At 44.4% G+C, this 23183-nt stretch carries 19 protein-coding genes; 4 read left to right on the forward strand and 15 right to left on the reverse strand.

The features are described from left to right. Nucleotides 1-38 precede the first annotated feature (38 nt). The 5 genes from OB87_RS21035 to OB87_RS12440 form a co-directional block, all read right to left on the reverse strand. On the reverse strand, nucleotides 39-467 hold the full coding sequence (locus tag OB87_RS21035; RefSeq protein ID WP_033569825.1) for a hypothetical protein: 429 nt from the start codon (nucleotides 465-467) through the stop codon (nucleotides 39-41). 102 nt (nucleotides 468-569) lie between these two features. Beyond that, on the reverse strand, nucleotides 570-953 hold the full coding sequence (locus tag OB87_RS12425) for a hypothetical protein (protein ID WP_033569750.1): 384 nt from the start codon (nucleotides 951-953) through the stop codon (nucleotides 570-572). Then, nucleotides 937-2595, reverse strand: coding sequence for a hypothetical protein (locus OB87_RS12430; RefSeq protein ID WP_033569751.1), 1659 nt, complete (start codon nucleotides 2593-2595; stop codon nucleotides 937-939). The genes OB87_RS12425 and OB87_RS12430 overlap by 17 nt, the downstream gene beginning before the upstream one ends. A gap of 5 nt (nucleotides 2596-2600) precedes the next feature. Beyond that, nucleotides 2601-3956, reverse strand: a complete 1356-nt coding sequence (locus OB87_RS12435; RefSeq protein ID WP_033569752.1) for a site-specific integrase — start codon at nucleotides 3954-3956, stop codon at nucleotides 2601-2603. Continuing rightward, nucleotides 3907-5187, reverse strand: coding sequence for a tyrosine-type recombinase/integrase (locus tag OB87_RS12440; protein ID WP_200884292.1), 1281 nt, complete (start codon nucleotides 5185-5187; stop codon nucleotides 3907-3909). Before OB87_RS12440 ends, OB87_RS12435 begins: the two co-directional genes overlap by 50 nt. A gap of 345 nt (nucleotides 5188-5532) precedes the next feature. Between OB87_RS12440 and OB87_RS12445 the strand changes: the two genes are divergently transcribed. Then, complete coding sequence (locus tag OB87_RS12445) at nucleotides 5533-6108, forward strand: hypothetical protein (protein ID WP_033569753.1); 576 nt, start codon at nucleotides 5533-5535, stop codon at nucleotides 6106-6108. A gap of 34 nt (nucleotides 6109-6142) precedes the next feature. On the opposite strand, the gene OB87_RS12450 is transcribed toward OB87_RS12445, so the two are convergent. From OB87_RS12450 to OB87_RS12465, 4 genes are read right to left on the reverse strand one after another with little or no spacing between them, the layout of a single operon-like run. Further along, complete coding sequence (locus tag OB87_RS12450; RefSeq protein ID WP_033569754.1) at nucleotides 6143-7990, reverse strand: UvrD-helicase domain-containing protein; 1848 nt, start codon at nucleotides 7988-7990, stop codon at nucleotides 6143-6145. Continuing rightward, entirely contained in the window at nucleotides 7990-9969 is a 1980-nt protein-coding gene (locus OB87_RS12455) for an ATP-dependent nuclease (protein ID WP_033569755.1), read from the reverse strand. The genes OB87_RS12450 and OB87_RS12455 overlap by 1 nt, the downstream gene beginning before the upstream one ends. 2 nt (nucleotides 9970-9971) lie before the next feature. Next, the gene (locus OB87_RS12460; RefSeq protein ID WP_033569756.1) at nucleotides 9972-10616 is read right to left on the reverse strand and encodes a hypothetical protein; all 645 of its coding nucleotides are present in this window, start codon (nucleotides 10614-10616) and stop codon (nucleotides 9972-9974) included. Nucleotides 10617-10618: 2 nt separating this feature from the next. Next, nucleotides 10619-12082 (reverse strand): tyrosine-type recombinase/integrase, encoded by a 1464-nt coding sequence (locus OB87_RS12465; RefSeq protein WP_033569757.1) that lies wholly within the window; start codon nucleotides 12080-12082, stop codon nucleotides 10619-10621. Nucleotides 12083-12229: 147 nt separating this feature from the next. On the opposite strand from OB87_RS12465, the gene mutS reads away from it, so the two are divergent. Next, complete coding sequence (gene mutS / locus OB87_RS12470) at nucleotides 12230-14794, forward strand: DNA mismatch repair protein MutS (protein ID WP_033569758.1); 2565 nt, start codon at nucleotides 12230-12232, stop codon at nucleotides 14792-14794. Between the two features lie 76 nt (nucleotides 14795-14870). On the opposite strand, the gene OB87_RS12475 is transcribed toward mutS, so the two are convergent. Further along, nucleotides 14871-15473, reverse strand: coding sequence for a copper resistance protein NlpE N-terminal domain-containing protein (locus OB87_RS12475; protein ID WP_033569759.1), 603 nt, complete (start codon nucleotides 15471-15473; stop codon nucleotides 14871-14873). Nucleotides 15474-15518: 45 nt separating this feature from the next. Beyond that, nucleotides 15519-16067, reverse strand: coding sequence for a YaeQ family protein (locus OB87_RS12480; protein WP_033569760.1), 549 nt, complete (start codon nucleotides 16065-16067; stop codon nucleotides 15519-15521). A gap of 239 nt (nucleotides 16068-16306) precedes the next feature. On the opposite strand from OB87_RS12480, the gene OB87_RS12485 reads away from it, so the two are divergent. Next, complete coding sequence (locus tag OB87_RS12485; RefSeq protein ID WP_013316770.1) at nucleotides 16307-16507, forward strand: YaeP family protein; 201 nt, start codon at nucleotides 16307-16309, stop codon at nucleotides 16505-16507. Continuing rightward, on the forward strand, nucleotides 16494-16754 hold the full coding sequence (gene rof, locus OB87_RS12490; RefSeq protein WP_033569761.1) for a Rho-binding antiterminator: 261 nt from the start codon (nucleotides 16494-16496) through the stop codon (nucleotides 16752-16754). Before OB87_RS12485 ends, rof begins: the two co-directional genes overlap by 14 nt. Before the next feature lie 49 nt (nucleotides 16755-16803). On the opposite strand, the gene tilS is transcribed toward rof, so the two are convergent. The 4 genes from tilS to dnaE form a co-directional block, all read right to left on the reverse strand. Further along, complete coding sequence (gene tilS / locus OB87_RS12495) at nucleotides 16804-18159, reverse strand: tRNA lysidine(34) synthetase TilS (RefSeq protein WP_033569762.1); 1356 nt, start codon at nucleotides 18157-18159, stop codon at nucleotides 16804-16806. Next, the gene (locus OB87_RS12500) at nucleotides 18149-18538 is read right to left on the reverse strand and encodes a VOC family protein (protein ID WP_033569763.1); all 390 of its coding nucleotides are present in this window, start codon (nucleotides 18536-18538) and stop codon (nucleotides 18149-18151) included. Before OB87_RS12500 ends, tilS begins: the two co-directional genes overlap by 11 nt. Nucleotides 18539-18727: 189 nt before the next feature. Next, complete coding sequence (gene accA, locus OB87_RS12505; protein WP_033569764.1) at nucleotides 18728-19687, reverse strand: acetyl-CoA carboxylase carboxyl transferase subunit alpha; 960 nt, start codon at nucleotides 19685-19687, stop codon at nucleotides 18728-18730. A gap of 12 nt (nucleotides 19688-19699) precedes the next feature. Further along, nucleotides 19700-23182 carry a DNA polymerase III subunit alpha gene (gene dnaE, locus OB87_RS12510; RefSeq protein ID WP_033569765.1) on the reverse strand — a complete coding sequence of 1161 codons (3483 nt, stop codon included), beginning with the start codon at nucleotides 23180-23182 and terminating at the stop codon, nucleotides 19700-19702. Nucleotide 23183 lies beyond the last annotated feature (1 nt).

Genomic DNA, 23183 nt, shown 5'->3' on the forward strand with positions numbered 1-23183 from the left:
GAATTACGTACACCCTCCCGTTAGGGGCTTTTTATTGTCTACAATCTAACACGATTAACACAAATGATCTCATGAATTATTTCTTTCTCTATGACTCTCATTTCATATTGAGCTTTAAATGTTGCGTAGATCTCTTCCGCTCTTTCTTGATTGCTATCTATGTAGTTAACAAGAGAGTTTAGTTCACGAAGAACAGCTTCTTTATTGTTTAATCGCTGTAAAAGATTACTCGTCAGGCATTTGTATACAGAACTGAACATCGTCATAACGTTGTCTATGTTGCGATTAGAACGAGTGTATAGCTGTCTTGGGTAGAAATACTTTAAATGATATCCTACGAAAAGGATGTATAGCTGGTACGAGAAACTTTTATCTTGCGACTGGTACCGTTTTGATATGTATTTATCTACAATGACAACAAGCTGTTCTTCCAGTGTCACCACTGAATTATAATTGGTTTTGTTCATAAGTTGCATCCTTGCAAAATTTGATTTTGTCTTCCTGACAATACATATATAATTATCACACATTTAAAAAAAATCAATAGACAAAACCTATTAATATTAAAATTATTTTTTGTTTTGGGAAAAAATTTGATCTTCTCTAAGACCTTTGCTGTATGCGACCATCTGAAGGTCTCTAACCATAACAAGAAGTCTATTATTCTCATTTAGTAATCTCGCATTTTCATATTCTAATTTATTGATTTTATTCGAAGCATAGGCAAGACTTTGAGGACTTTTAATATGCTTAACAGTTTCACCTTTACTTTTCTTTTTCTGCTGATATGCATAAGCTATTACTGCATGTCTTGAAAGAGCTTGTCGTGATGGTTTTTTCCCAAAATGCTCTTCAAGCGAGCCACAAATGCTAATCCAAGTTATATCCCCTTCCCAACTGTTTATTCTATTAAGAATAAACTCAATATCTTTACTACTAAACTTTTTGCTCATGTTCGTCACCTTTATTGTAATATCTAATGATATGGTTTATGATTTGATCGATTTCTTTAATTTCCTTAACAAGGATTTTCACCCGTTGATTATCATGCTGGCTTTTATATAATTCATAATTATTGCGCAATGATTCTAAATTCTCTTTGATCTTCGCAATTAGTTCCAATCTAACTCCTTCTCCTAAATCAGATAACATTTCTTCGGAAAATAAGACCTTCCTCTCGATATTTCTCAATTCTTCCCAACTTCTGTTGTCATAAACACTATTTTGTTCCACACTTCGTCTTCCTGACCAAAATGCTATTTCCACCTCAGATAACATAGCCCTTTGAGCAAGCGTATTCAAAAGATGCCTTGGCTGATGGCTTCTAAACACTTCTTTCATACCATCTGGTTGTAACGATTTATGCCTTTGAAAAAAATTTAAAGCACTATCTTTCCCTGCACCTGATCTTTTCTTGAAGTCTGCAAAAAATAATTTTTTAGTTGCAGGTGCAACATGAAATAAGTCACTTCCCTTTTTCATATGCAATTGATCTTTAGCTAACAGTAAGAGTTTATTGCTGAGTTTGGTGGGAATAAAAAAATCATTCCAATGATCTGTTTTTTCCTCATGATTTAAAACTTCGTTCCAAAATTCTTTTGCACTAATTCTCCCCTCTTCGACCTTTACCAAGACATTTTGTGTCCTGATATTAAAGGAGTCTTTGTTTTTTATATTCAAGATATCGCACAGCTTTTTATAAAAATCATTTGCCTCTGGTTCTGTTCCTAACCGGTTGTAAAATTCTAATTCACCATTTTCGCGGATAGCAGCGATAGCCCTTGCTGTATGAGATAAATTTTTTAACCTTTGGATAGCTAATCTGGCTATTGGTTTCATATTACTTGGAATCCACTTAATACTATCACCATACCCTTTTGCACAGAAATAGCGAATGCCATAAGTAGCTTTCCCCTCAGAATCAGTCCCTTCAACTTCACAATCTACTTCAAGGTTTATGATCTCAGATATTCGTGTAGGGGCACAAAGAAGTAAAGCTATAATAGAGGTGGTAAATATATCTCGTTCACTTTTATCTTTAGAACGAAATACTCTACCTATAAAATCAATCACATCGTCTTCGGGTAACTTCTTTTTAACATTATTCTGTTCTGAAATATCCCTTGCTGATTTATTTGAAATCCCTCTCAACCTGGTGTTAAACCTGCTGAGTCTTGGGTTTATTATGTTTTTGGTTGCTAAGACTTCTAAAATTTCTTTCAGGGTTTTTTCTATTGCACATGCACGATTGATTGAGTAATGTTTTTCAGCCTGATCTACAATATTGAATATAATTTCAGAATTTAAGTTAACGATATGCAGATCAACCTTTAATTCCATATATGAATATTCCATAAGCTTGATTGTTGTCAGATAAATCAGTGATTTATGCACATTAGGGAAACATTCTCTATATATAAGGACTTTCGCTAACTGTTGAAAGTGCTCCCCCATATTTATATCATTTATTTTATAACTAAACTTTTTGAAAGCCACTCCTTTCCCCCATGATAGGCTACTCCAGTTTATTATATTGTCTCTTTCTGCTTGAACTCTTACTTCATTTGCGAAAAAATCATAATTTTTAAAATACATGGTATTTACTCCTCTTCAGTGTTAAGAACCTTTATTATTGTATTGATCTTACTCTCTACATTTGCGAATAAAGCAACCAATAGATCTACTTCTGATTGTTTTGAATGATTGGATATTAATTGATTAGTTAGTTTTTTTATATTAATCAAATCCTCAATCATTTTGAATGTGATACCCTCACTATCCATTAGAAATGAAGAAGCATAGGGGCTTATTGATTCATTAATTGCTTGTTCTATTCTGAACGAAAACTCCTCGTTATTTTTCGCATAAGATAGTACGGATTTCAAATTTGTATGATCCAGAACTTTAGCTAAAGTACTTAACCCATATCCTCTTTGAGCAAGTCTTGTTGCCAGAGTAATCCTTAACTGTCGGGAGTTTATTGTAGAATTTTTATTACCACTAACTCTACGGTGAACAGATTGCAATCGACTTGTAATTGTCTTTGAACTCATATGCAAGTTTACAAAGTTATTTTCATAAAATTCGTTAATCTTATAACCAGAATTAAAAAAGCTTGGATCAATAAATAATGGGAGATTATCTAATTCTTCTTTGATTAATTTATCCTGAGCTTCATTTTGTGCAAAAGCTTTAACTATGGCTTTAAGCTCGGATAATGAACAAAATAAATTATCACTAATTTTCAATTCAGTGAAATCAGTTCGAAACTTCCTACCTTGTTTTAATCTCGGAATATTTAAATAATTACCTTCATTTTTAATATAAAGGTCTTTTCTCTTAAGTTGTGCTATCTGCATTGGTCTTCGACCAGTATAAATTAGTAGCATTACCAAAAGATAATCATTCATGGTTATGTTGCCTTCATTATATTCTTTTGTAATACTAAATATTAAGTGCTTCATTTCATTATCAGGCAGTGGCCTTAAGCATTTTTGCCTTTCATTATAGGCCGTAGTTGTCCTGGGTTTTGCGACTTTCCATTTTGAGATTAAATCTATAACCTCTTGTTTTAAGACTTCATTGTGTAACTCATGAAATTTTATTAGAAAGTATTTCATACTTTCTACATGCGTATAGTTTATTTTTAAGAATGTATTGTAGAACCGTTTCAACAAACCACACTCAAACTCTTTCAACTCACCATTATTAAATACAATTAATTTCTTAATGGCAAAGTAGAACTTTCTCGTATAAGCAGAGCTAAAATGTACAGCGGTATATGCAAGAGTTTCTTTTACAAGTGATAATAAAGATAAGTTAATTGTATTTTCTAAATATAACAAATTCAACTTTATGTCTTTACTAAGAACCCAAATATTATTCTTTACATTGAATTCAAATCCGCTATCTTTTACTTTTAATACCGAGAGCTTTTCTAAAATCGATTTCTCCATTCACTCCTCCTTTATTATTATTTATTTTTTCTTCTTTCAGTAAATCTGCTTCCTTGAAAGCCCTGGAAGCCTCTTCGCTTATAAATCTATTATTATAAATCAGAACTGATTTTGAGTTTACTTTCCAACCCATTCTAATGCACCGGATTCTATCTAACTCGTTTAATTTATATGGGTCTGTTACACCTATATACTTTAAGCTGTATATATAGTTCCATGTATGTCGTAAACAATGTCCAGTGAAGTGTCTGAAAGAGCTTCCTTCATGTTCAATTTCTTTTATTTTTCTCATAATTTTATTATATGCACTTATGGTTAATGGTAATCCCTCTGTAACTCCGGATTTATGAGTTACTAATAGATAATCATGATTCTTACATTTAGCATGATATGATCTCTCACCTTCAATATATGAACTTATCTGCATACATAACCTTTCACTGATATTAATCTCTCTCTCAACCGTTTTTACGAGTGGTTGAAATACTCTGGGATCTTCTGGGTCATTTATTCTTTTGGATATTTTCAGATATCTTTGCTTTCTTTTAAAATCTGATATCTTTAAGTTTAAAAGCTCCCCTCCTCGCATTCCTGTTTCATAAAGTATTAATATAGCAAGTTGATTTCTTTTCCGACAATTCCTCTCAAATGGATTGTATTCGCTTTCAGGACTGACACATTCCAGTAGAGCTTCTACAGTTTCTTTTTCTAAAGATTTGAAATTATCGCTCATATAAGAATATGAAGTTATCTTAGGTTTATGCTTTTGAAAGTTGGATTTAATGAATTTTAGCAATGAATTTGTTTCATACACAGAACCTCTATAAAACGAATCATAAATCCATGATATATAGTCGCTAATAACTGTAAGTCGATAATGTAGATTTTCTTCATTAACCTTTTTGTATGTCACCATATCAATTATTTTACGTTTCTTCCTTTTCACTCTAAGAAACTCTGATAATGAATATAACTCTGTATAGTTTAAAAAAGTCTTGTTACTTACTCTATCGAGTATACTTATATTTTCCTTAATCAAGTATTTTTCAAAAAGGATCAAAACATAGGCGTTTCTCAATATAGTATTGAACGACTTATTTTTCTGTCGCCCAAGCAAACCAAGATATATATTTTGATAGTATAGCGGCAGGCCAGAGTTTGAATTTAATATCATACAAAATCTTTCTCCCCCTTTCGTCATTATCTTTTTAACTAAATATTCACTCTTCATTGTTACCCCATAATTTAATTTTTATTTATAGGTAACATATTTTTTTAGCAAGTTACAAATTTATTTTCCATTATTTTCAACAGCCTTATTAATTGTGGCTCCAATAACGAATCGGCCATATATTCACCTTAAGGTGAATATATAGTCCCCTATATTTACCTTAGTTAGTAACTTGTTGATTTAAAATAAATAATCGAAAAGTGTAATTTGTTTTGTAATGTACAAATAAGAAATTAGTAAATATTGAAATGTACGTTGTACGAAAACTTAACCAACTGTGTTAAAGGCAACTATATGATGATAAAATTACTCATCAAACGATCTATATTATATGAGTAATGTTTCATGGGCCGAAAAAATTCTGCATTTTTGAAGATAATAGGAGTTACAGGTTCTTTATGCGGGATCATTGCGACAGCATTCGCAATCTATGCGCATTACAACCCGACCTCCCCTTCTACTCAGAGATATGACAGTATTGTAGGAAGCTGGCTATCTGATTACTCTTACACCGTAAAAGGTAATACCGTTAGGGTTAATGGAAAAACGACCTTCTTCTCTAATGGAAAATACAACTTTCATGGCAGTATCTCTATTGACTCTTATGCTCCAGATGACCATATATTCATAGACTATCTTTCTGACGGTGCTGGTGATTGGCAACTATATGATAATGAGTTAATTACATCATTAAATAGCTTAAAAACAAAACCCATGAAGCTGGTTTTAAATAACAGGGGTCTTGATCCACTGAAAATAGAAGTGATAAGCAATAAAAAGTTACCAACTATTGAGGAGAATATGGCTGATGGGAAAAACCAATCCTATAAAATAATAAAATCTTCAAAAAGCCAGTTAACATTAGAAGTTATTAACGAAATTGGAAGCAATTTTAAATTTAATATGCAAAAAGCAAAATAAAAAATGATGGCGATCTGAAATCGCCATCATCTATTCAACCTGGATAGCTCTCAGCCTCGATACCACAATAAGTTATCATATCTGTTATTAATGGTATTTCATTACAACTCTGTCTGAAAGGCCTGCCATAATTATTGTTTCTTATTTTACAACGAGTCATTAATACTTCTTCAATGGCTCTTGAAAATGCCACAAAGACAGTTTTTTGATTTTCTATTTGCTCTTCTTCATTACCAAAATAAGCACCGGGTTCAAGACCCACAACGATGACCTTCCTGAACTCTAACCCTTTACTTTTATGGATGGTCATAAGAGGTATCGTTTTATTACCAAGTAACAAATCAATAGCATCTGATGTCTTATCTCTTACATCTAACTGTTCGAGGTGCCGAGAAAGAGATTCCACACTATATTCCAAACTATTTCCACTCATATACTGCGGAAAGTAAGACTTTATTTCATCTATCCCAAATATACTTAATAACGAATATAAATAATCAACAATCTCTCCTTTTATAACCCGATGGGATTTAATAAATTGACTAAGTGTTCTTTCCAACCGTGTAACATCACCTCTTTTACTTACTCCTTTTATGTTACACAGAAGGTCCATTATTGAGCCCCAATTTTCTATGGACTTCCTATTGCAGACAAACATTAGCATTTGTAAAATTAACTGTACTACAGCTTCATTTAATAAATCCTGATACTCATTCTCAATACGACATTGGATTTCTGAATTTTTCAATGCTGAAATGATATCGTCTGTATATTGTTTAGCCGGATTTCTTAGCAGTATGCATATATCTCTTTCATTTACCCCTTCAGCAATCCATTGCTGGATACATAATGCTATATATCCCCCTTCAATACTACTTTCGTCAAATTCTAGTAACTTAGCTGAACCTTCATTTTCAATCAACATCATATCAGGCTTTATATCAGCATGATTCATGAAAGCTTCCATCATGCGTTGATAATTTATGAGGTTTTTTAATGATCTTCTATTGCTAACTAACTCATTAGGTTGTTCAATTCCAAAGTCTTTTTTAAACACATCAAAAGCATTGTGCATTGCACCTGCCCAACCCATTATTCTTTGTTTTGTATCACCTACTGCTGTTATTTTTATTTTCTTACCCAAGAAAATGCTCTTAAAAATCTCATATTGCCTATATGTTGTGTCCTGAAATTCATCGATAAAAGCATAGTCATATGTTGAATTTATAGCATTAGATAAATATTGATTCCTACTAATAATATAATTAGCAAGAAAATTTATCATCTTGAATGAAAGCCTTGATTTTGGTTTTAATAAGTGTAACCACACAAACCGTCTTATCCTGCCATCAACAGTATGTTCTAATGCTTTATCATAAGGAGTTACTATATAATTCTCTTCAAAATTATAAGGTTGTAATTTATTTAATTCTTCAGATGTTAATCCTTCAAAGCCTACGGCCTCTCTTTTAATTTCTTCAACTAAATCTTTATTATTCGGAAAGATTATTTCATAGTCATCTGATGGACGATAAGCTTCTGGAATAGTGCTTTTAAACCGATCAACGATACTTTTACAAAATGCATCAAATGTGGTTGATTCAAATTTATGTCTATATTTTGAATCAAGCCGTGAGTTTACTCTATCTTGGAGATTTTTTGCCGCATCTTTTTTGAAGGATAATGCGATAATTTTTTTCTTACTGCATTTTCCTGTCTCAATCAAATAACAGGCTTTCTGAGCTAATAATTCTGTCTTACCAGCACCAGGTCCAGCAAGAACGAGGTTATGTTCTGTGCTATTTCGAATTACCTTCATAGCCTCGTCTTCAACTTCTTGGATATCCTTTAAAACCCAATCTGCATCTTTAATAGTCGGCATTAAAGTAATCCTCTAACAGTTTCGATAAGCTCATCAAGAACTTCAGGACTATTATCTCTTAACCTATCGTCTTCCATTTTGGATAGAACATAATTATGCGATAATGGCTTACCTCTTCCTAAAAATAAGTAGCGATACCAAAAATATTTTTCAAAGTCATCGAACTTCTTAATATCAATGTCTTTTTCTTCTTTTTTCAAAACTGAAGCTATTGCTGCTTCAACTTTCTTGTTATATTCAGGATCATCATCCTTTGGCAATCTTGGGCCTCCATTTTCTGGAACAAATGTCTTATAATCCTCAAAGAATTTATAAAGCATTATCCAATCTAAATCATAGGGATAGGAAAAATAAACATTATAATCCTTCAGGCACTCTATCCATCCCGATTCATTATCTGGATTCTCATCCCACGTATGCATTTCTTCAAGATCTTCATCGCTTAAAATTCCTGAAGTGACCCTCAATAATTCATTTTTATCCGCACCAATAGAAATTAATTGTTTGACTGCATATTTAATTCTTCCCCAACCACCACCACCTCTCCTAAAATCATAATCGAGAAGAGTAACATGTGGAATTGAAAGCTCATTGAGTAATTTCCAAAAATGATTTACATATCGCCCACCTAAAGGAGCAAATGTTATCAATGAAGTATCAAGCTCTATCCCATTTACTTGTGCTATTTTAGGTATTACAATTTCTTCACTATCCCCTTCACCAAGTATGACAACTTTTGCAAAATAAATTTCTGGATATGCTTTTACGGCCTCCTTAACATATGTGAAGGTATCAACATTTTCTGCATCGCCTTCACCTTTGCTTGGTAATAATATTTCCTTGACTACTGTATTTTTATTATCATTAAGACGAAAATATCTTATATTCTCCGGTTCTACCCGATTAAGTAAAGATGGTGCATGTGTTGTCAAAACAACTTGTGCTCGATCATTTTCTGATATCTCTTCACACAGCTTAACTATTCTTCCTAAGTATTGTGGTGAAAGGTGGTTTTCGGGTTCTTCTATTAATATTATCGTTAAATTTGGAGGATCTAATGCTTCTACTGATATCGATAATTGTTTGCCGTCAGAACTTATTATCTCATCTTCAATATCAAATGCAGATTTAACTAAAGATAAATAAAATAATGATTTCATACCATCACTCAATCTTTCAGTTGGTAATGGTTGAGTATCTGGACTTGGTAAAAATACAGTATCGATATGTTTTAATACATCTTCAATACCATTCACTACTGGCTTAATTTGAAGTTCTTCGAAGTAACCACCAGTGAAAAGGGATTTCCAATTTCTGCCTAATGAAGATGTTATTGTCTGGACTCCAACTTCTTCTTGGAACTGATTTCCGATTGAAACAGCAACCTCATCAACTGTTGCCCCCATTTGTTCAGACCATTCGACTGCATTTATCAAACGGTGCATGATGGTTCCGGCTGTTTGCTTCAGTTGTTGGGCAGGATCTCGGTAAGCAGGGACATAGTGGACATGAATTTTGGATCTTTCATATGCCGTTATATTTTTTTCAGACTCCCCTATCTCCCATACCAGATCGCTTTCTATATCGCCCTCAGCAAGATTAGTCTTTGTCCATTTTGCTTTTAATTTTGCTATACAGAATGGGATCTCTCCTGCTGCACTTGAAATTAAATGCTTAAAGAAATCAGCAACCGAATCGTCCTCACCATCTTTTAGGTCTGCAAATTCGAATTTTACACGAACTGATAGCTCTCTTTCATCTTGAGTATCGATTTCATCTCCAGGAGGAACATAAAAATCATCAACTTGAATAATTCTATCGGAGCTTTTGACACCAAACATCCTTGTCAATGCGAGGAGAACAGCCGTTTTACCTGTTCCATTCCCTCCAATTAAGCTGGTGAATGAATTTATATTTATAGTTTGCCCTACATTATCAAAGCTCTTAAAACCTTTGATCTCCATTTGTGTAATTTTCATTATCACCTCAATTGCTGTTTTAAAAAATTATAATCACTAATTATTTCTGCGTTTGTAATGATTTCTTGTGAGCACAGCTTAAAACATTCTAAAAATATATTTTTATTATCGTTATGTTCCCAATGTTTTTTCAAAGCCTCTTCAATTGAAATCCAAATAATTTGAAAATCGTTATTAGATATTTGGCTTGTTAAAACTTTTTCTTCCACACAAAGTATATGCCCTAAGATGACATCATCGTATATGTCAGTATCTGAATATCTAACTCCTAACCTTTTTATTTTCATTTTTTGGATGATTTTATTTTTAACAATAAAAGGATGTTCTTCTATAAAATCGGTCAATGATGTAAAAGCCAAGCCACGAACCTGAGCACCATGCATTGAACTACTTACTTTATGGATATCTCTCCAAACTCGCAGATCACCTAATACATAGAGAACCCGCTGATTTCTCGCTTTCGTATCTTCTGCTTGGTATTGGATATAAGGTGGCCCTCCCCCATTTTGTCTATATCGGGCAAGGGTTTTGATGCTTATGCCAAGAAAGACAGAAGCAAGCTCACTATTTACAGTGGCAGAATCAGGCATTTGACCAAATAGTTTCCATACCTCTGAATACTCCCGCAAAACTTCCACCACACTCATCTTCACTCCCTCGTTTCAGGTAATGGAGGATACTTAGCCGAAGCAAGTAACACATTGTATAATTTAGGAGCAGTCATAAGCATATGCAACTCAATCCTTTGTAATGCTTCAAAAATCCGTTCTTGATCAGGTTCTGCATACCTTTCTGTTGGATCTGTTGTATTTCTGTGATTGAGCAGTCTCTTAACGACGGCATATGAAACAAGTTCTTCAGCAACCCTACCAAATGTCCTTCGTAGATCATGCATACCAAGCTTCAGGATTCCCGCCTCTTGGCAGATATATTCCCTTAGACTTTTGCTATCGGAATAGTGACCAACTTTACTTCGAGAAGAACGGGCCGGGAAAACCCACTTCTGTTTTTCCTTCCGGGTTACCGTATCGTTTACTATGTCTCTTCTATCTTCCAAAATTCTTTTGACAGCATCACAAATCGGAAGCTCGTGATCGTTTCGATTCTTAGTGTCGTAAAAACGGATAGTTCTGTTACTCAGGTCAACATAGCTTGTCGTTTTAGCTTCTTCCTTTGTAAGAGACTCTCGCCAACACAGAGAAGCTGTTTCTTCCTTACGAGCACCTAAGAGAACGGTAAGTAGCAGATAATCGCACCCAAGCCGGTTGAAGCTTCTCTTGTTGTACAATGCTGTTAAAAATCGTCCAAGAGTATCTTTTGGCGAAAGCGGATTTCTGACACCTTTTGCTTTGTAGCTATCTTCCAGTTCTGATCGAGTCCTAAATTTTTTCTGCACTTTTAGAATTGAAAATGGATTGTATGACAGTGATGGTTGTCTTTGTTGAGTCTGTGCATTACTTGCTTCGATCTCGATTGCATGTCTGACAGCTACATTTGCCCACCTGAATGTTTGCTCAGATGCTGTCCTTGCTCTACTTGCGATTTCATCAAACTTACGAAGAATTTCATTGCCTGTTAAATCCTTCACTCGAAGCCCTGACCATTCAGAAAGCCTGTTTTCTGCTTTGTTCAGGACATTAAGTGTGTTGGGTTTAGCTGGTTTAGACCTGCCAAGAAGGTGTTGACGATATTGAGCAAACACTTCACTGATAGTGAGTTCAGAAGCATCAGACTCCCGCTTCACTGCATTCGGATTCCTTTTCGTCAACTTCATCGTTTCAACGAATTTGCGAGCAGTCTCGCGTGCCTGATCAATGCTGGCGAAATCCGAGACATTACCAATGGTAGATCTAATAACCTGTTTTGGTGCCTTGCCACCTGTTGCAGGTCGATTGTCTGCTGATGATACTCGTCTTTGAATGATATAGGTCTTTTTCGTTGCACTGATTTTGACACCGAAACCGACTGGTGAATCACGATGGCTGTCAGTGATAAGATAAGGTTTTCTGTCTATGTTGGGTAAGTACACTACTCGCCCATCTTGATCGAGACTTGGTTTGACGTCGATAGATAACTTATTGATTATAATCGACTGATTGAGTGTCATTTTCATCGATGTATACCAGCAGTTCAAGTATGTATACGAGATAGTAGCTAGAATACTTCTGGTATACAAATTTAACGATTCACATGGGTTTTTAAGGGTTTCACATGGGGTCACCTGAGTACCTAAAAGACTTAAAAAACGAGTAAAATCAATATGAATGAGTCTATTGACAAGGATCTATCAGACCACACGCCGATGATGCAGCAGTACCTGAAGCTGAAAGCCCAGCACCCCGATATTCTGCTGTTTTACCGCATGGGCGACTTCTATGAGCTGTTTTATGGCGACGCCAAACGCGCCTCGCAGTTGCTGGATATTTCGCTGACCAAGCGCGGCGCTTCTGCGGGGGAACCCATCCCGATGGCTGGCGTACCTCACCATGCGGTGGAAAACTATCTGGCCAAACTGGTGCAGTTGGGCGAATCGGTGGCTATCTGCGAACAAATTGGCGACCCGGCCACCAGCAAAGGTCCGGTGGAGCGCAAAGTGGTGCGCATCGTCACCCCCGGCACCATCAGCGATGAAGCGCTCTTACAGGAAAAACAGGACAACCTGCTCGCCGCCGTCTGGCAGGAAGGCCGGGGATTCGGCTACGCCACGCTGGATATCAGCTCCGGTCGTTTCCGGCTGGTGGAGCCGGTTGACCGGGAAACCATGGCGGCAGAGCTCCAACGCACCAATCCGGCGGAATTGCTCTATCCGGAAACCTTTGAAGCGATGTCCCTGATTGAACATCGCCACGGGCTGCGCCGCCGCCCGTTGTGGGAGTTTGAACTGGACACCGCCCGCCAGCAGTTGAACCTGCAATTTGGCACCCGCGACCTGACCGGTTTCGGCGTAGAACAGGCACACCTGGGGCTGCGCGCTGCGGGTTGTCTGTTGCAATACGCCAAAGATACCCAGCGAACCTCGCTGCCGCATATCCGCGGCATCACCGTAGAGCGCCAGCAGGACGGCATCATAATGGATGCGGCGACGCGCCGTAATCTGGAGCTGACGCAGAACCTGTCCGGCAGCGGTGAAAATACCCTGGCCTCGGTGCTGGACCGTACCGTTACCCCGATGGGTAGCCGGATGCTGAAACGTTGGCTGCACGCGCCGGTTCGTGACGTTCAGGCGCTGCTGCGGCGTCAACAGGCCATAGGTACACTGCGAGATGTCGCGGCCGAACTGCAACCGTTCTTGCGTCAGGTGGGCGATCTGGAGCGTATTCTGGCACGTCTGGCGCTGCGTTCGGCACGTCCGCGCGATCTGGCCAGAATGCGTCATGCCTTTCAACAGTTGCCGGACATTCACGCACTGCTGGAAACGGTCAGCGCTGACGCGGTGCAACAACTGCGCGAGCACGTCGGGCATTTTGATGAGTTGCGCGACCTGCTGGAACAGGCAGTAGTAGAAGCGCCGCCGGTGCTGGTGCGTGATGGTGGCGTCATCGCCAGCGGCTACAACGCCGAACTGGATGAGTGGCGTATGCTGGCCGATGGTGCCAGCGATTATCTGGAAAAACTGGAAATCCGCGAACGCGACCGGCTTGGTATCGACACGCTGAAGGTCGGTTTCAACGGCGTGCACGGTTACTACATTCAGGTCAGCCGTGGACAGAGCCATCTGGTGCCGATGAACTATGTGCGCCGCCAGACGCTAAAAAATGCCGAGCGCTACATCATCCCCGAACTGAAAGAATACGAAGACAAGGTACTGACCTCAAAAGGCAAGGCGCTGGCGCTGGAAAAAGCCCTGTACGACGAACTGTTCGACCTGCTGCTGCCACACCTGGCAGAACTCCAGCAAAGCGCAGGCGCACTGGCGGAACTGGATGTTCTGACCAATCTGGCCGAACGCGCCGACACGCTGAACTACGTGTGCCCCACCCTCAGCGATAAACCGGGGATCAGGATTACCGGCGGCCGCCATCCGGTGGTGGAACAGGTGCTGAGCGAGCCCTTTATCGCCAACCCGTTGTCGCTGTCGCCTCAGCGTCGATTGCTGATCATCACCGGCCCTAACATGGGCGGGAAAAGCACCTATATGCGACAGGCGGCGCTGATTGTGCTGATGGCGCACATCGGCAGCTATGTCCCGGCCGAACAGGCGGTGATTGGCCCGGTCGACCGCATATTCACCCGCGTCGGTGCCGCCGATGACCTGGCCTCCGGCCGTTCAACCTTTATGGTGGAAATGACGGAAACCGCCAATATTTTGCATAACGCCACCGAACACAGTCTGGTGTTGATGGATGAAATCGGGCGCGGTACATCCACTTACGATGGTCTGTCGCTGGCCTGGGCCTGCGCCGAAGCACTGGCGAACAAAATCAAAGCGATGACTCTGTTCGCCACTCACTATTTCGAGCTCACCAACCTGCCGGAAAAAATGGAAGGTGCTATCAATATCCATCTCGACGCGTTGGAGCATGGCGACACCATCGCCTTTATGCACAGTGTGCAGGAAGGCGCGGCCAGCAAGAGCTACGGGCTTGCCGTCGCAGCACTGGCTGGTGTGCCGAGAGAGGTCATCAAGCGAGCAAGGCAAAAGCTGAAAGAACTGGAGTCACTGGCAGGTCATGCTTCGGCCAGCCACGTCGATGGCTCGCAACTCGCATTGCTCACGCAGGAAGATCCATCACCGGCGCTGGAGGCGCTGGACGCGATCGACCCCGACACGCTGACACCACGCCAGGCGCTGGACTGGTTGTATAAGCTGAAAGGAATGCGGTAAAGATGTTGAGCGGAGAACAACGACTTTCGGGTTCTCCGCTCACGCTGTCTTGGCTTAACCAAGGCTACAGGCTGGGTTACAAGACCACAGGATAGGTTGTTACGCGGGAGTATGAATAATAGCTCACGTGCACGGCAGCAATTCCCGGTTCCATCGCAACGGAAAACACATGCCCATCCGGTTGCTTCGTCATATAACGCTCAACCGCAGCCGTTATCGCACGCATCTCGCGGCCAGGGAGCCGACTCAGACATACAGGCTCTACCGGTTTCGCCTGCTTATCCACGGCGAGTAACTGGTAACGCTGAGTAGCCGCCCCCAACGGCTGACCATCATCGCCCAAGGCTTCGAGGCCATTGTTCAACGGGCGGAAATAGCGCTTCTCACCATAGTTATCGGTCAGCACTAATCGTTCGGCAGTACGGCTCCAGCGCCCTGACTCCGCAACGGTAGTCTTGCCGTCAACCCCGGACGGGTAACTTTCCTGCATAACAAAACTGCCGTCCGTATTTAAAAACAGTGACGTATCCATCTCGCCGCACGTGCCACAAGGCAACTTACCGCGATAATATTGCGCCATCGGGCGTAATGGCTCTTCCTGAATCTGAGGGCGTGAATGGCACCCTATCAACCCCGATAATAAAAGAACAAGCACTACCCCTGTCGCCAGTTTTTTCATCCTTATTCTCCTGCTGTGTTGTGCTGGCATAGCGTCAGATCATCCCTAACCTTGAGCAATTTGCCAGCCACTGAACGACAATTCCAGATTATTCTGATCGTCAGACAGCCAGATAGTTCCTTCCTGCAACGTAGCCTGTAATGTCATGGAACGTTGTGCCAGAGCGGCCAGGCTCGCCAGTTGCTGATCATCAAGAAAATATACGGTCAGATTAGAGAGAGACGCCACCTTGTCGGCCATGCTTTGCCACCATACTCGGGCAGCGCGCTCGCCATAGGCATACAGCACCACCTCCGGTGACAGACTACAGGCTTTTTTCAGGCGTTTTTCATCAGGCAGGCCCAGTTCAATCCATAACATCAGTTGACCGTCGTCGCTATGTTGCCAGATCTCCGGCTCGTCATCCGCGCTCAATCCCTTGGTAAAGCGCAGTCTGTCATCGGCATGACAGATCCACGCCAGCAACCGCAGCATCATACGCTGGTCGGTTTCGGAAGGGTGCTGGGCCAGCGTCAGGCTGACATCCTGGAAAAACGCGCGATCCATATCGGCGATGTTGACGTTGGCTTTGTAAACCGTTGCTTTTAAGGCCATTCTCTACCCCTGATTACAGAGCCATTAGTCTACCCCAGTTGCGACGTACATCACAGCCACATGCGCGCTACGGTTGGTAACGGCAGAATTATGCTGTTGCATTATGCTGATAACCTGGCGGGGCCTATGCTATAGTCGAAAAGAAGATGAGAGTTTATCTTCGTAGAATTACATCGCAGTCACGATAACAATGAATGATGCATGAATCTCTACCGGGTTAAGCTCTAAGGGAGGATATTATGCAACAATACAGTGAATTAGTACGCCGTCTGTACGCGGAGATCGCCAGCGGCGATCTGGGGTTCATACCCGACGCGCTGGGTTGTGTATTGAAAACCCTGGATGGCATCGCGACGAACAGCGAATTACCATCCTCTGTCAGGGAACAGGCGGCCTATGCCGCCGCTAACTTATTGGTGAGCGATTATGTCAATGAGTAATGAATATCAACCCATCAATTGTGATGACTACGATAACCTGGAAGCCACCTGCCAGCAGCACTTGATGCTGACGGTTGAACTGCGTACCGGCGAGGTCGTGGTCGGTAAAGCCAGTGATATGATCTCTCGAAAAAATATCGAATATCTGGTGATTGAAGAGTCAGGGCAGAAACGCGAACTCCGCCTTGACCATATTCTCAGCTTCAGTCATCCCGAAATTGGTAAAGTGGTGGTCAGCGAGCCCTGACACACAACCCTCCTCATCTACAGCAACGGACAACGCAGGTTGTCCGTTTTTATTTCCGCTCACACCAGTCGATACACCACCCGTCCTCATCTGCCGTCGCCTGGCCTTCACGGGTCACAAATCGCCCGACCGCCGCAATCAACTGGTCGTTATAGAAAATCAGCGGCGTGCGCTCCCGCAGCCACGGTGGCACCCCTAATTCCTGCCACAACTTCTTGATAGGGCGACCATGCGCGCGTCCGACTATTTGCACATACCCCTGAAAACCGAAACGCACGGTGACCACGTCGTCATGACGCGGCTGCCGCATCCAGGTTCCCCGCGTCGATACCCGCAGTTGCCCGAGGTTATCCGGCAACGGTAAGGGCGCTGCCGCTGGCTGCCACGGCAGCACATATGCGGTTACCGGTGTCATCACCGGCAGCAGATACAGGTAGTGACGAAACCGCCTCACCTGCCACGAACCGAGTTGCAGGCAAGGGTTAGCATCGTCGCGGCTGGTCGCCACCTCTTGCCATAAGCGTGTGAGTTGTTCACGGGACGGCATACGCGCGCCCTGCTCCGCCAGCCAACGACGCAACAATGCAAACCGACGTGCGGCGCTCATTGGCGTCAACGCCTCTATACTTAATGCACCATCGGCATTGCGCAGCGCCGCCAGCGACTCAGCCAACAGCTCATCCAGCAACTGCTCCTGTTCCGCACACAGCGCGGCACTGCGCGCCACCGCCGACGGGAAGTGAGGCCAACGCCGTTTCAGCAACGGTAGTACCTGCCGACGCAGAAAGTTGCGGTCATAGCGCTCATCGGCGTTGCTGTCATCTTCAACCCAGGTAAGCTGGTACGCCTCAGCATAAGCCGTCAGTTGCTCGCGGGTCACCCCCAGCAGCGGGCGTTGCAGTGGAATGCCATTCGATTGTGCAGCCGCCGCCATCGATGCCAACCCGGCAGGGCCGCTACCACGTTTAAGCGCCAGCAGGAATGTCTCGCTCTGATCATCCTGATGTTGGGCCGTCAGCAGTATTTCCCCATCATGCAAATGCTGTTGCAACGCCTGATAACGGGCAGCCCGCGCAGCAGCTTCAATGCCGCCATCGCGAGCATCCACCTGAACCTGTAACACATCAAACGGCACCTGCCAGCGCTGGCATTGGGTGCGGCAATGTTCAGCCCACTCATCCGCGTAGGCGCTCAGTCCGTGATGTACATATACCGCCCGTAGCGACAATGTCTGTTGCGATGCCGTTAAAGACGCTAAACGGCGCTGGCGTAAACGCATCATCAGATGCAACAGCACACAGGAATCTAACCCGCCGCTGTAAGCCACCAGATAGTGCCCATCTGTCGCAATCTGCGCGTCGATCGCCGCCAGCAGTTCAGGGAAAATATCGGTATCAGCGTTCATACAACTCAAGCGGCAGTCCATCGGGATCGGCAAAGAAGGTAAAACGGCGGCCGGTATACTCGTCTGTCCGCACCGCTTCGCAGTCCACCCCCGCCTCGTTCAGCGCAATGACCGCCAGTTTGATATCATCAACCGCAAATGCCAGATGGCGCAGCCCGCAGGCTTCCGGTCGGCTGACGCGTGTCGGCGGCGAAGGGAATGAGAACAGTTCAATCAAATAAGCGCCGTTAAGCGCTAAATCACCTTTCCAGGAGTCACGATCCGCCCGGTAGACCTCCTGTAGCAACGTAAAACCAAGTACGTCGCAATAGAAGCGCTTACTGCGCTCATAATCCGAGGCAATAACCGCAATATGATGCACATCCAGCAATGTCAGCATAAGAGTGGTTCCCCTGAATAGCACGCCACCACGCTCGCGATGCCATGTCGTGGTTGAGGAGAAAATGCGGGAGAAGCAATAAGCCACCACAATGATAATGATGGCACATCACACAACACCGTTATCAGCATAACAAAAAGTCCGCGATCGTTCCCAATCGCGGACTTCTTTAATACACAACGAGATAAATCAGCAGTAGCCGTAATTCATCAAACGCTGGTAACGGCGATTCAGCAATTCCTGTTCGCTCAGCGTATCCAGTTCCTTCAAGTCAGACAGCAACTGTGATTTCAGCGATGCGGCCATTGCGGCCACATCACGGTGGGCAGAACCCAGCGGTTCCGGGATTACCGAGTCAATCAGTTTCAGCTCTTTCAGACGCGGTGCGGTAATCCCCATCGCTTCTGCCGCCAGCGGTGCCTTGTCGGCGCTTTTCCACAGAATCGAGGCACAGCCTTCCGGTGAAATAACGGAATAGGTGCTGTATTGCAGCATGTTCACCTTGTCGCCGACACCGATAGCCAACGCGCCGCCGGAGCCGCCTTCGCCAATCACCGTACAGACGATCGGTACGCGCAGGCTGGACATTTCACGCAGGTTGCGAGCGATCGCTTCAGACTGGCCGCGCTCTTCCGCCCCGACACCCGGATACGCACCCGGCGTATCAATAAAGGTGATAATCGGCAGTTTGAAACGTTCAGCCATCTCCATCAGGCGCAGTGCCTTGCGGTAACCTTCCGGTGCTGGCATCCCGAAATTACGACGAATTTTTTCTTTGGTTTCACGGCCTTTCTGATGACCAATAATCATCACCGGACGATCATCAAGACGAGCGATACCACCAACGATCGCCTTGTCATCGGCATAGGCGCGATCACCGGCCAGTTCGTCAAAATCGGAGAAAATATGCTGAACATAGTCCAGGGTGTAAGGACGCTGTGGATGGCGTGCCAGTTGGGCAATCTGCCAGGCACCCAGATCGGCGAAGATTTTGCGCGTCAGTTCTACGCTCTTTTCACGCAGACGCTTAACTTCTTCATCCAGATTAATATCCAATTTTTCATCTTGGCGGCTGACTGCGGTCAGGGAATCAATTTTTGCTTCCAACTCTGCAATCGGCTGCTCAAAATCAAGAAAATTCAGACTCATAGTATTCCTATTTTAGTCAAATTCCAGTTCTACCTGTTCATTACCAACCAGGGTACGTAAATCATTCAGCAACCCATCGGTGGGCGTGACACGCCATGCCGCACCGAAACGTAGCCGGGCACGCGCGTCCTGGCGCTGGTAGTAGAGATGCACCGGAATCGTCCCCGATCGATGGGGTTCCAACGACTGACGGAGACGGTTTAACAACTGGTCATCAATTTGCCTGTCAGTCAGCGAGATAGCAAGCCCGCGCGCGTATTTTTCCCGCGCTTCGCTGATATCCATAAGCTCTCTGACCATCATTTTAAGTCCGCCGCTGAAGTCATCAAAGCTGACCTGTCCGCTGGCAATCAAAATACGGTCCTGCTCCAGCAGGTGCTGATATTTTTCCAACGCTTCAGTAAACAGCATCACTTCCAGACGACCGGAGCGATCATCCAGCGTACAGACACCAATACGGTTGCCCCGTTTGGTCACCATCACCCGTGCGGCAAGCACCAACCCGACGGCTGTGGTCATTTTTCCCCGCTCCGTGGGATGCATGTCTTTTAAACGCACACCTCCCGCATAGCGTTCAATCTCCTTCAAATACTGGTTGATGGGATGCCCGGTCAGGTACAACCCCAGCGTTTCCCTTTCACCGTCCAGCACTACCTGTTCCGGCCACGGCGGCACCGTACTGTAGGATTGCTCCACCTGCTCAGGCGTTTCCGCCAGCACCCCGAACATATCCGCCTGACCGATGGCCTCCGCTTTCGCGTGCTGTTCTGCCGACTTCATGGCGTCCGCCAGCGAATTCATTAACGCAGCGCGGTGCGGCCCCAGCCGGTCAAACGCGCCGGACATGATCAATTTTTCCAGCACCCGCCGGTTCAGTTTTTTGATATCGGTCCGGGCGCAAAGATCAAATAAATCGCGGAAATAGCCGTCGTTATTACGCGCTTCAATGATGGCTTCGATCGGCCCTTCACCCACACCCTTGATGGCACCGATACCATAGACGATCTCGCCGTCATCATTGACGTGAAAATGGTACAGACCACTGTTGATATCCGGCGGCAGGATCTTCAACCCCATACGCCAGCATTCGTCCACCAGTCCAACGATTTTGTCGGTGTTGTCCATATCCGCGGTCATCACCGCCGCCATGAACTCCGCCGGATAATGAGCCTTCAGCCACAGCGTTTGGTAGGATACCAGCGCGTAAGCGGCCGAATGCGACTTGTTAAAGCCGTAACCCGCAAATTTCTCCACCAGGTCGAAGATTTTCATCGACAGTTCGCCGTCGACGCCCATCCTCTCCGCGCCCTCTTTAAATACCGAGCGCTGCTTCGCCATCTCTTCGGGCTTTTTCTTACCCATCGCACGGCGCAGCATATCCGCGCCGCCGAGAGTATACCCCGCCAGCACCTGGGCAATCTGCATCACCTGTTCCTGATACAGGATGATACCATAGGTCGGTTCCAGCACCGGCTTCAGCGTCTCATGCTGCCACTCGATATCCGGGTAGGAAATCGCTTCACGCCCGTGTTTACGGTCGATAAAGTTGTCCACCATGCCCGACTGCAACGGCCCCGGACGGAACAGGGCCACCAGTGCGATCATATCCTCAAAGCAGTCCGGCTTAAGGCGCTTGATCAGGTCTTTCATGCCGCGCGATTCAAGCTGGAATACCGCTGTGGTTTCCGAGCGTTGCAGCATGTCGAAGCTTTTCTTATCGTCCAGCGGGATGGCGGCGATATCCACAGGCTCCAACCCCTGCTTGCCACGCCGGGCGTTGATCATCTCCAGCGCCCAGTTGATGATGGTCAGCGTGCGCAAGCCAAGGAAGTCGAACTTCACCAGACCGGCGTATTCCACATCGCTTTTATCGAACTGGGTGACGGGATGGTTACCTTCCGGGTCGCAGTACAACGGCGCAAAATCGGTAATCTTGGTAGGCGAAATCACTACGCCCCCGGCGTGCTTACCGGCGTTGCGGGTTACCCCTTCCAGTTTGCGCGCCATGTCGATCAGCGCTTTGACTTCTTCGTCTGCCTCGTAAATTTCGCCCAGTTGCGGTTCAGCGGCGAAGGCTTTCTCCAGCGTCATGCCGGGGTCGGGTGGCACCAGTTTGGAAATGCGGTCGACAAAGCCATACGGGTGCCCCAGCACCCGGCCCACGTCGCGGATAACCGCTTTGGCCGCCATAGTACCGAAGGTGATGATTTGCGATACCGCATCGCGGCCGTACATGTCTGCCACGTGATCAATCACCAGATCACGTTTTTCCATGCAGAAGTCGACGTCAAAGTCAGGCATCGACACACGTTCCGGGTTAAGGAAGCGTTCGAACAACAGGTCAAACTCCAGTGGGTCCAGATCGGTGATTTTCAGCGCATACGCCACCAGTGAACCGGCACCAGAACCTCGTCCTGGCCCTACCGGCACATCGTTGTCCTTCGACCACTGGATAAATTCCATTACGATCAGGAAGTAGCCTGGGAAGCCCATCTGATTGATAACGCCGAGTTCGATTTCCAGGCGCTCGTCATACTCCGGGCGGCGCTGGGCGCGAACCTCTTCGTCTGGGAACAGGAATTCCAGTCGCTCTTCCAACCCTTTTCGGGAGCACATCACCAGATAGTCTTCGGTCGACATATCGCCGGTCGGGAACTGCGGCAGGAAATACTCGCCGAGCCGAATAGTGACATTACAGCGTTTAGCTATCTCTACGGTATTGATGAGCGCTTCGGGGATATCGGCAAACAGCTCGCACATTTCCTCCTCGGTACGCATATACTGCTGCGTACTGTAATGACGAGGACGTTTTGGGTCATCCAGCGTGAAGCCATCATGAATCGCCACGCGGATTTCATGGGCCTCGAAGTCATCCTGACTGATAAAGCAGACTTCGTTGGTAGCAACGACCGGCAAACCGTGCACGGTCGCCAGCTCTACCGCCGCATGAAGATAGCTTTCCTCGTCCGGCCGACCGGTTCGGATCAGCTCCAGATAAAACCGTTGTGGAAAATGCTGCTGATAAAAGGCGACGCTTTGTTCTACTAGCACCTGATTACCGCGCAGCAGAAACTTGCCGATATCGCCGTGACGCCCACCGGACAGCAGTAGCAATCCGGCCTGATGCTCCACCAACCACGCCCGATCAATCGTAGGCCCAGCAGCGCCGTACCCGCGCTGATAGGAACGAGAAATCAACAACGTCAGGTTCTGATAACCTTCGTTGTTCATCGCCAGAATGGTGAGGTGTGCCAGTTCATCGCCCAGCTCTTCACTCTGTAGATAAAAATCCGCACCGATGATTGGCTTGATACCGGCACCATGCGCGCCGCCATAAAATTTCACCAGTCCGCACAGATTCGTAAAATCGGTAATTGCCAGCGCTGGCATCCCCAGCGCCGCTGCTTTTTTTACCAACGGGCCAGTTTTCGCCAACCCATCGATCATGGAATAGTCACTGTGAACACGCAGGTGAACAAAACGTGGTTCGGCCATT

The organism is Dickeya undicola, from assembly GCF_000784735.1.
GTDB classification, from domain to species: Bacteria; Pseudomonadota; Gammaproteobacteria; order Enterobacterales; family Enterobacteriaceae; genus Dickeya; species Dickeya undicola.

Bases quoted from the DNA above. Each gene is read 5' to 3' on its own strand.
- OB87_RS12430 (WP_033569751.1), bottom strand. From the start codon at position 2,595: ATGTATTTTAAAAATTATGATTTTTTCGCAAATGAAGTAAGAGTTCAA.
- OB87_RS12445 (WP_033569753.1), top strand. From the start codon at position 5,533: ATGGGCCGAAAAAATTCTGCATTTTTGAAGATAATAGGAGTTACAGGT.
- tilS (WP_033569762.1), bottom strand. From the start codon at position 18,159: ATGAACGCTGATACCGATATTTTCCCTGAACTGCTGGCGGCGATCGAC.
- OB87_RS12500 (WP_033569763.1), bottom strand. From the start codon at position 18,538: ATGCTGACATTGCTGGATGTGCATCATATTGCGGTTATTGCCTCGGAT.
- rof (WP_033569761.1), top strand. From the start codon at position 16,494: ATGTCAATGAGTAATGAATATCAACCCATCAATTGTGATGACTACGAT.
- OB87_RS12465 (WP_033569757.1), bottom strand. From the start codon at position 12,082: ATGAAAATGACACTCAATCAGTCGATTATAATCAATAAGTTATCTATC.
- OB87_RS12435 (WP_033569752.1), bottom strand. From the start codon at position 3,956: ATGGAGAAATCGATTTTAGAAAAGCTCTCGGTATTAAAAGTAAAAGAT.
- OB87_RS12475 (WP_033569759.1), bottom strand. From the start codon at position 15,473: ATGAAAAAACTGGCGACAGGGGTAGTGCTTGTTCTTTTATTATCGGGG.
- OB87_RS12425 (WP_033569750.1), bottom strand. From the start codon at position 953: ATGAGCAAAAAGTTTAGTAGTAAAGATATTGAGTTTATTCTTAATAGA.
- OB87_RS12450 (WP_033569754.1), bottom strand. From the start codon at position 7,990: ATGCCGACTATTAAAGATGCAGATTGGGTTTTAAAGGATATCCAAGAA.
- OB87_RS12485 (WP_013316770.1), top strand. From the start codon at position 16,307: ATGCAACAATACAGTGAATTAGTACGCCGTCTGTACGCGGAGATCGCC.
- OB87_RS12460 (WP_033569756.1), bottom strand. From the start codon at position 10,616: ATGAGTGTGGTGGAAGTTTTGCGGGAGTATTCAGAGGTATGGAAACTA.
- accA (WP_033569764.1), bottom strand. From the start codon at position 19,687: ATGAGTCTGAATTTTCTTGATTTTGAGCAGCCGATTGCAGAGTTGGAA.
- dnaE (WP_033569765.1), bottom strand. From the start codon at position 23,182: ATGGCCGAACCACGTTTTGTTCACCTGCGTGTTCACAGTGACTATTCC.
- OB87_RS21035 (WP_033569825.1), bottom strand. From the start codon at position 467: ATGAACAAAACCAATTATAATTCAGTGGTGACACTGGAAGAACAGCTT.
- OB87_RS12440 (WP_200884292.1), bottom strand. From the start codon at position 5,187: ATGAAGAGTGAATATTTAGTTAAAAAGATAATGACGAAAGGGGGAGAA.
- OB87_RS12455 (WP_033569755.1), bottom strand. From the start codon at position 9,969: ATGAAAATTACACAAATGGAGATCAAAGGTTTTAAGAGCTTTGATAAT.
- OB87_RS12480 (WP_033569760.1), bottom strand. From the start codon at position 16,067: ATGGCCTTAAAAGCAACGGTTTACAAAGCCAACGTCAACATCGCCGAT.
- mutS (WP_033569758.1), top strand. From the start codon at position 12,230: ATGAATGAGTCTATTGACAAGGATCTATCAGACCACACGCCGATGATG.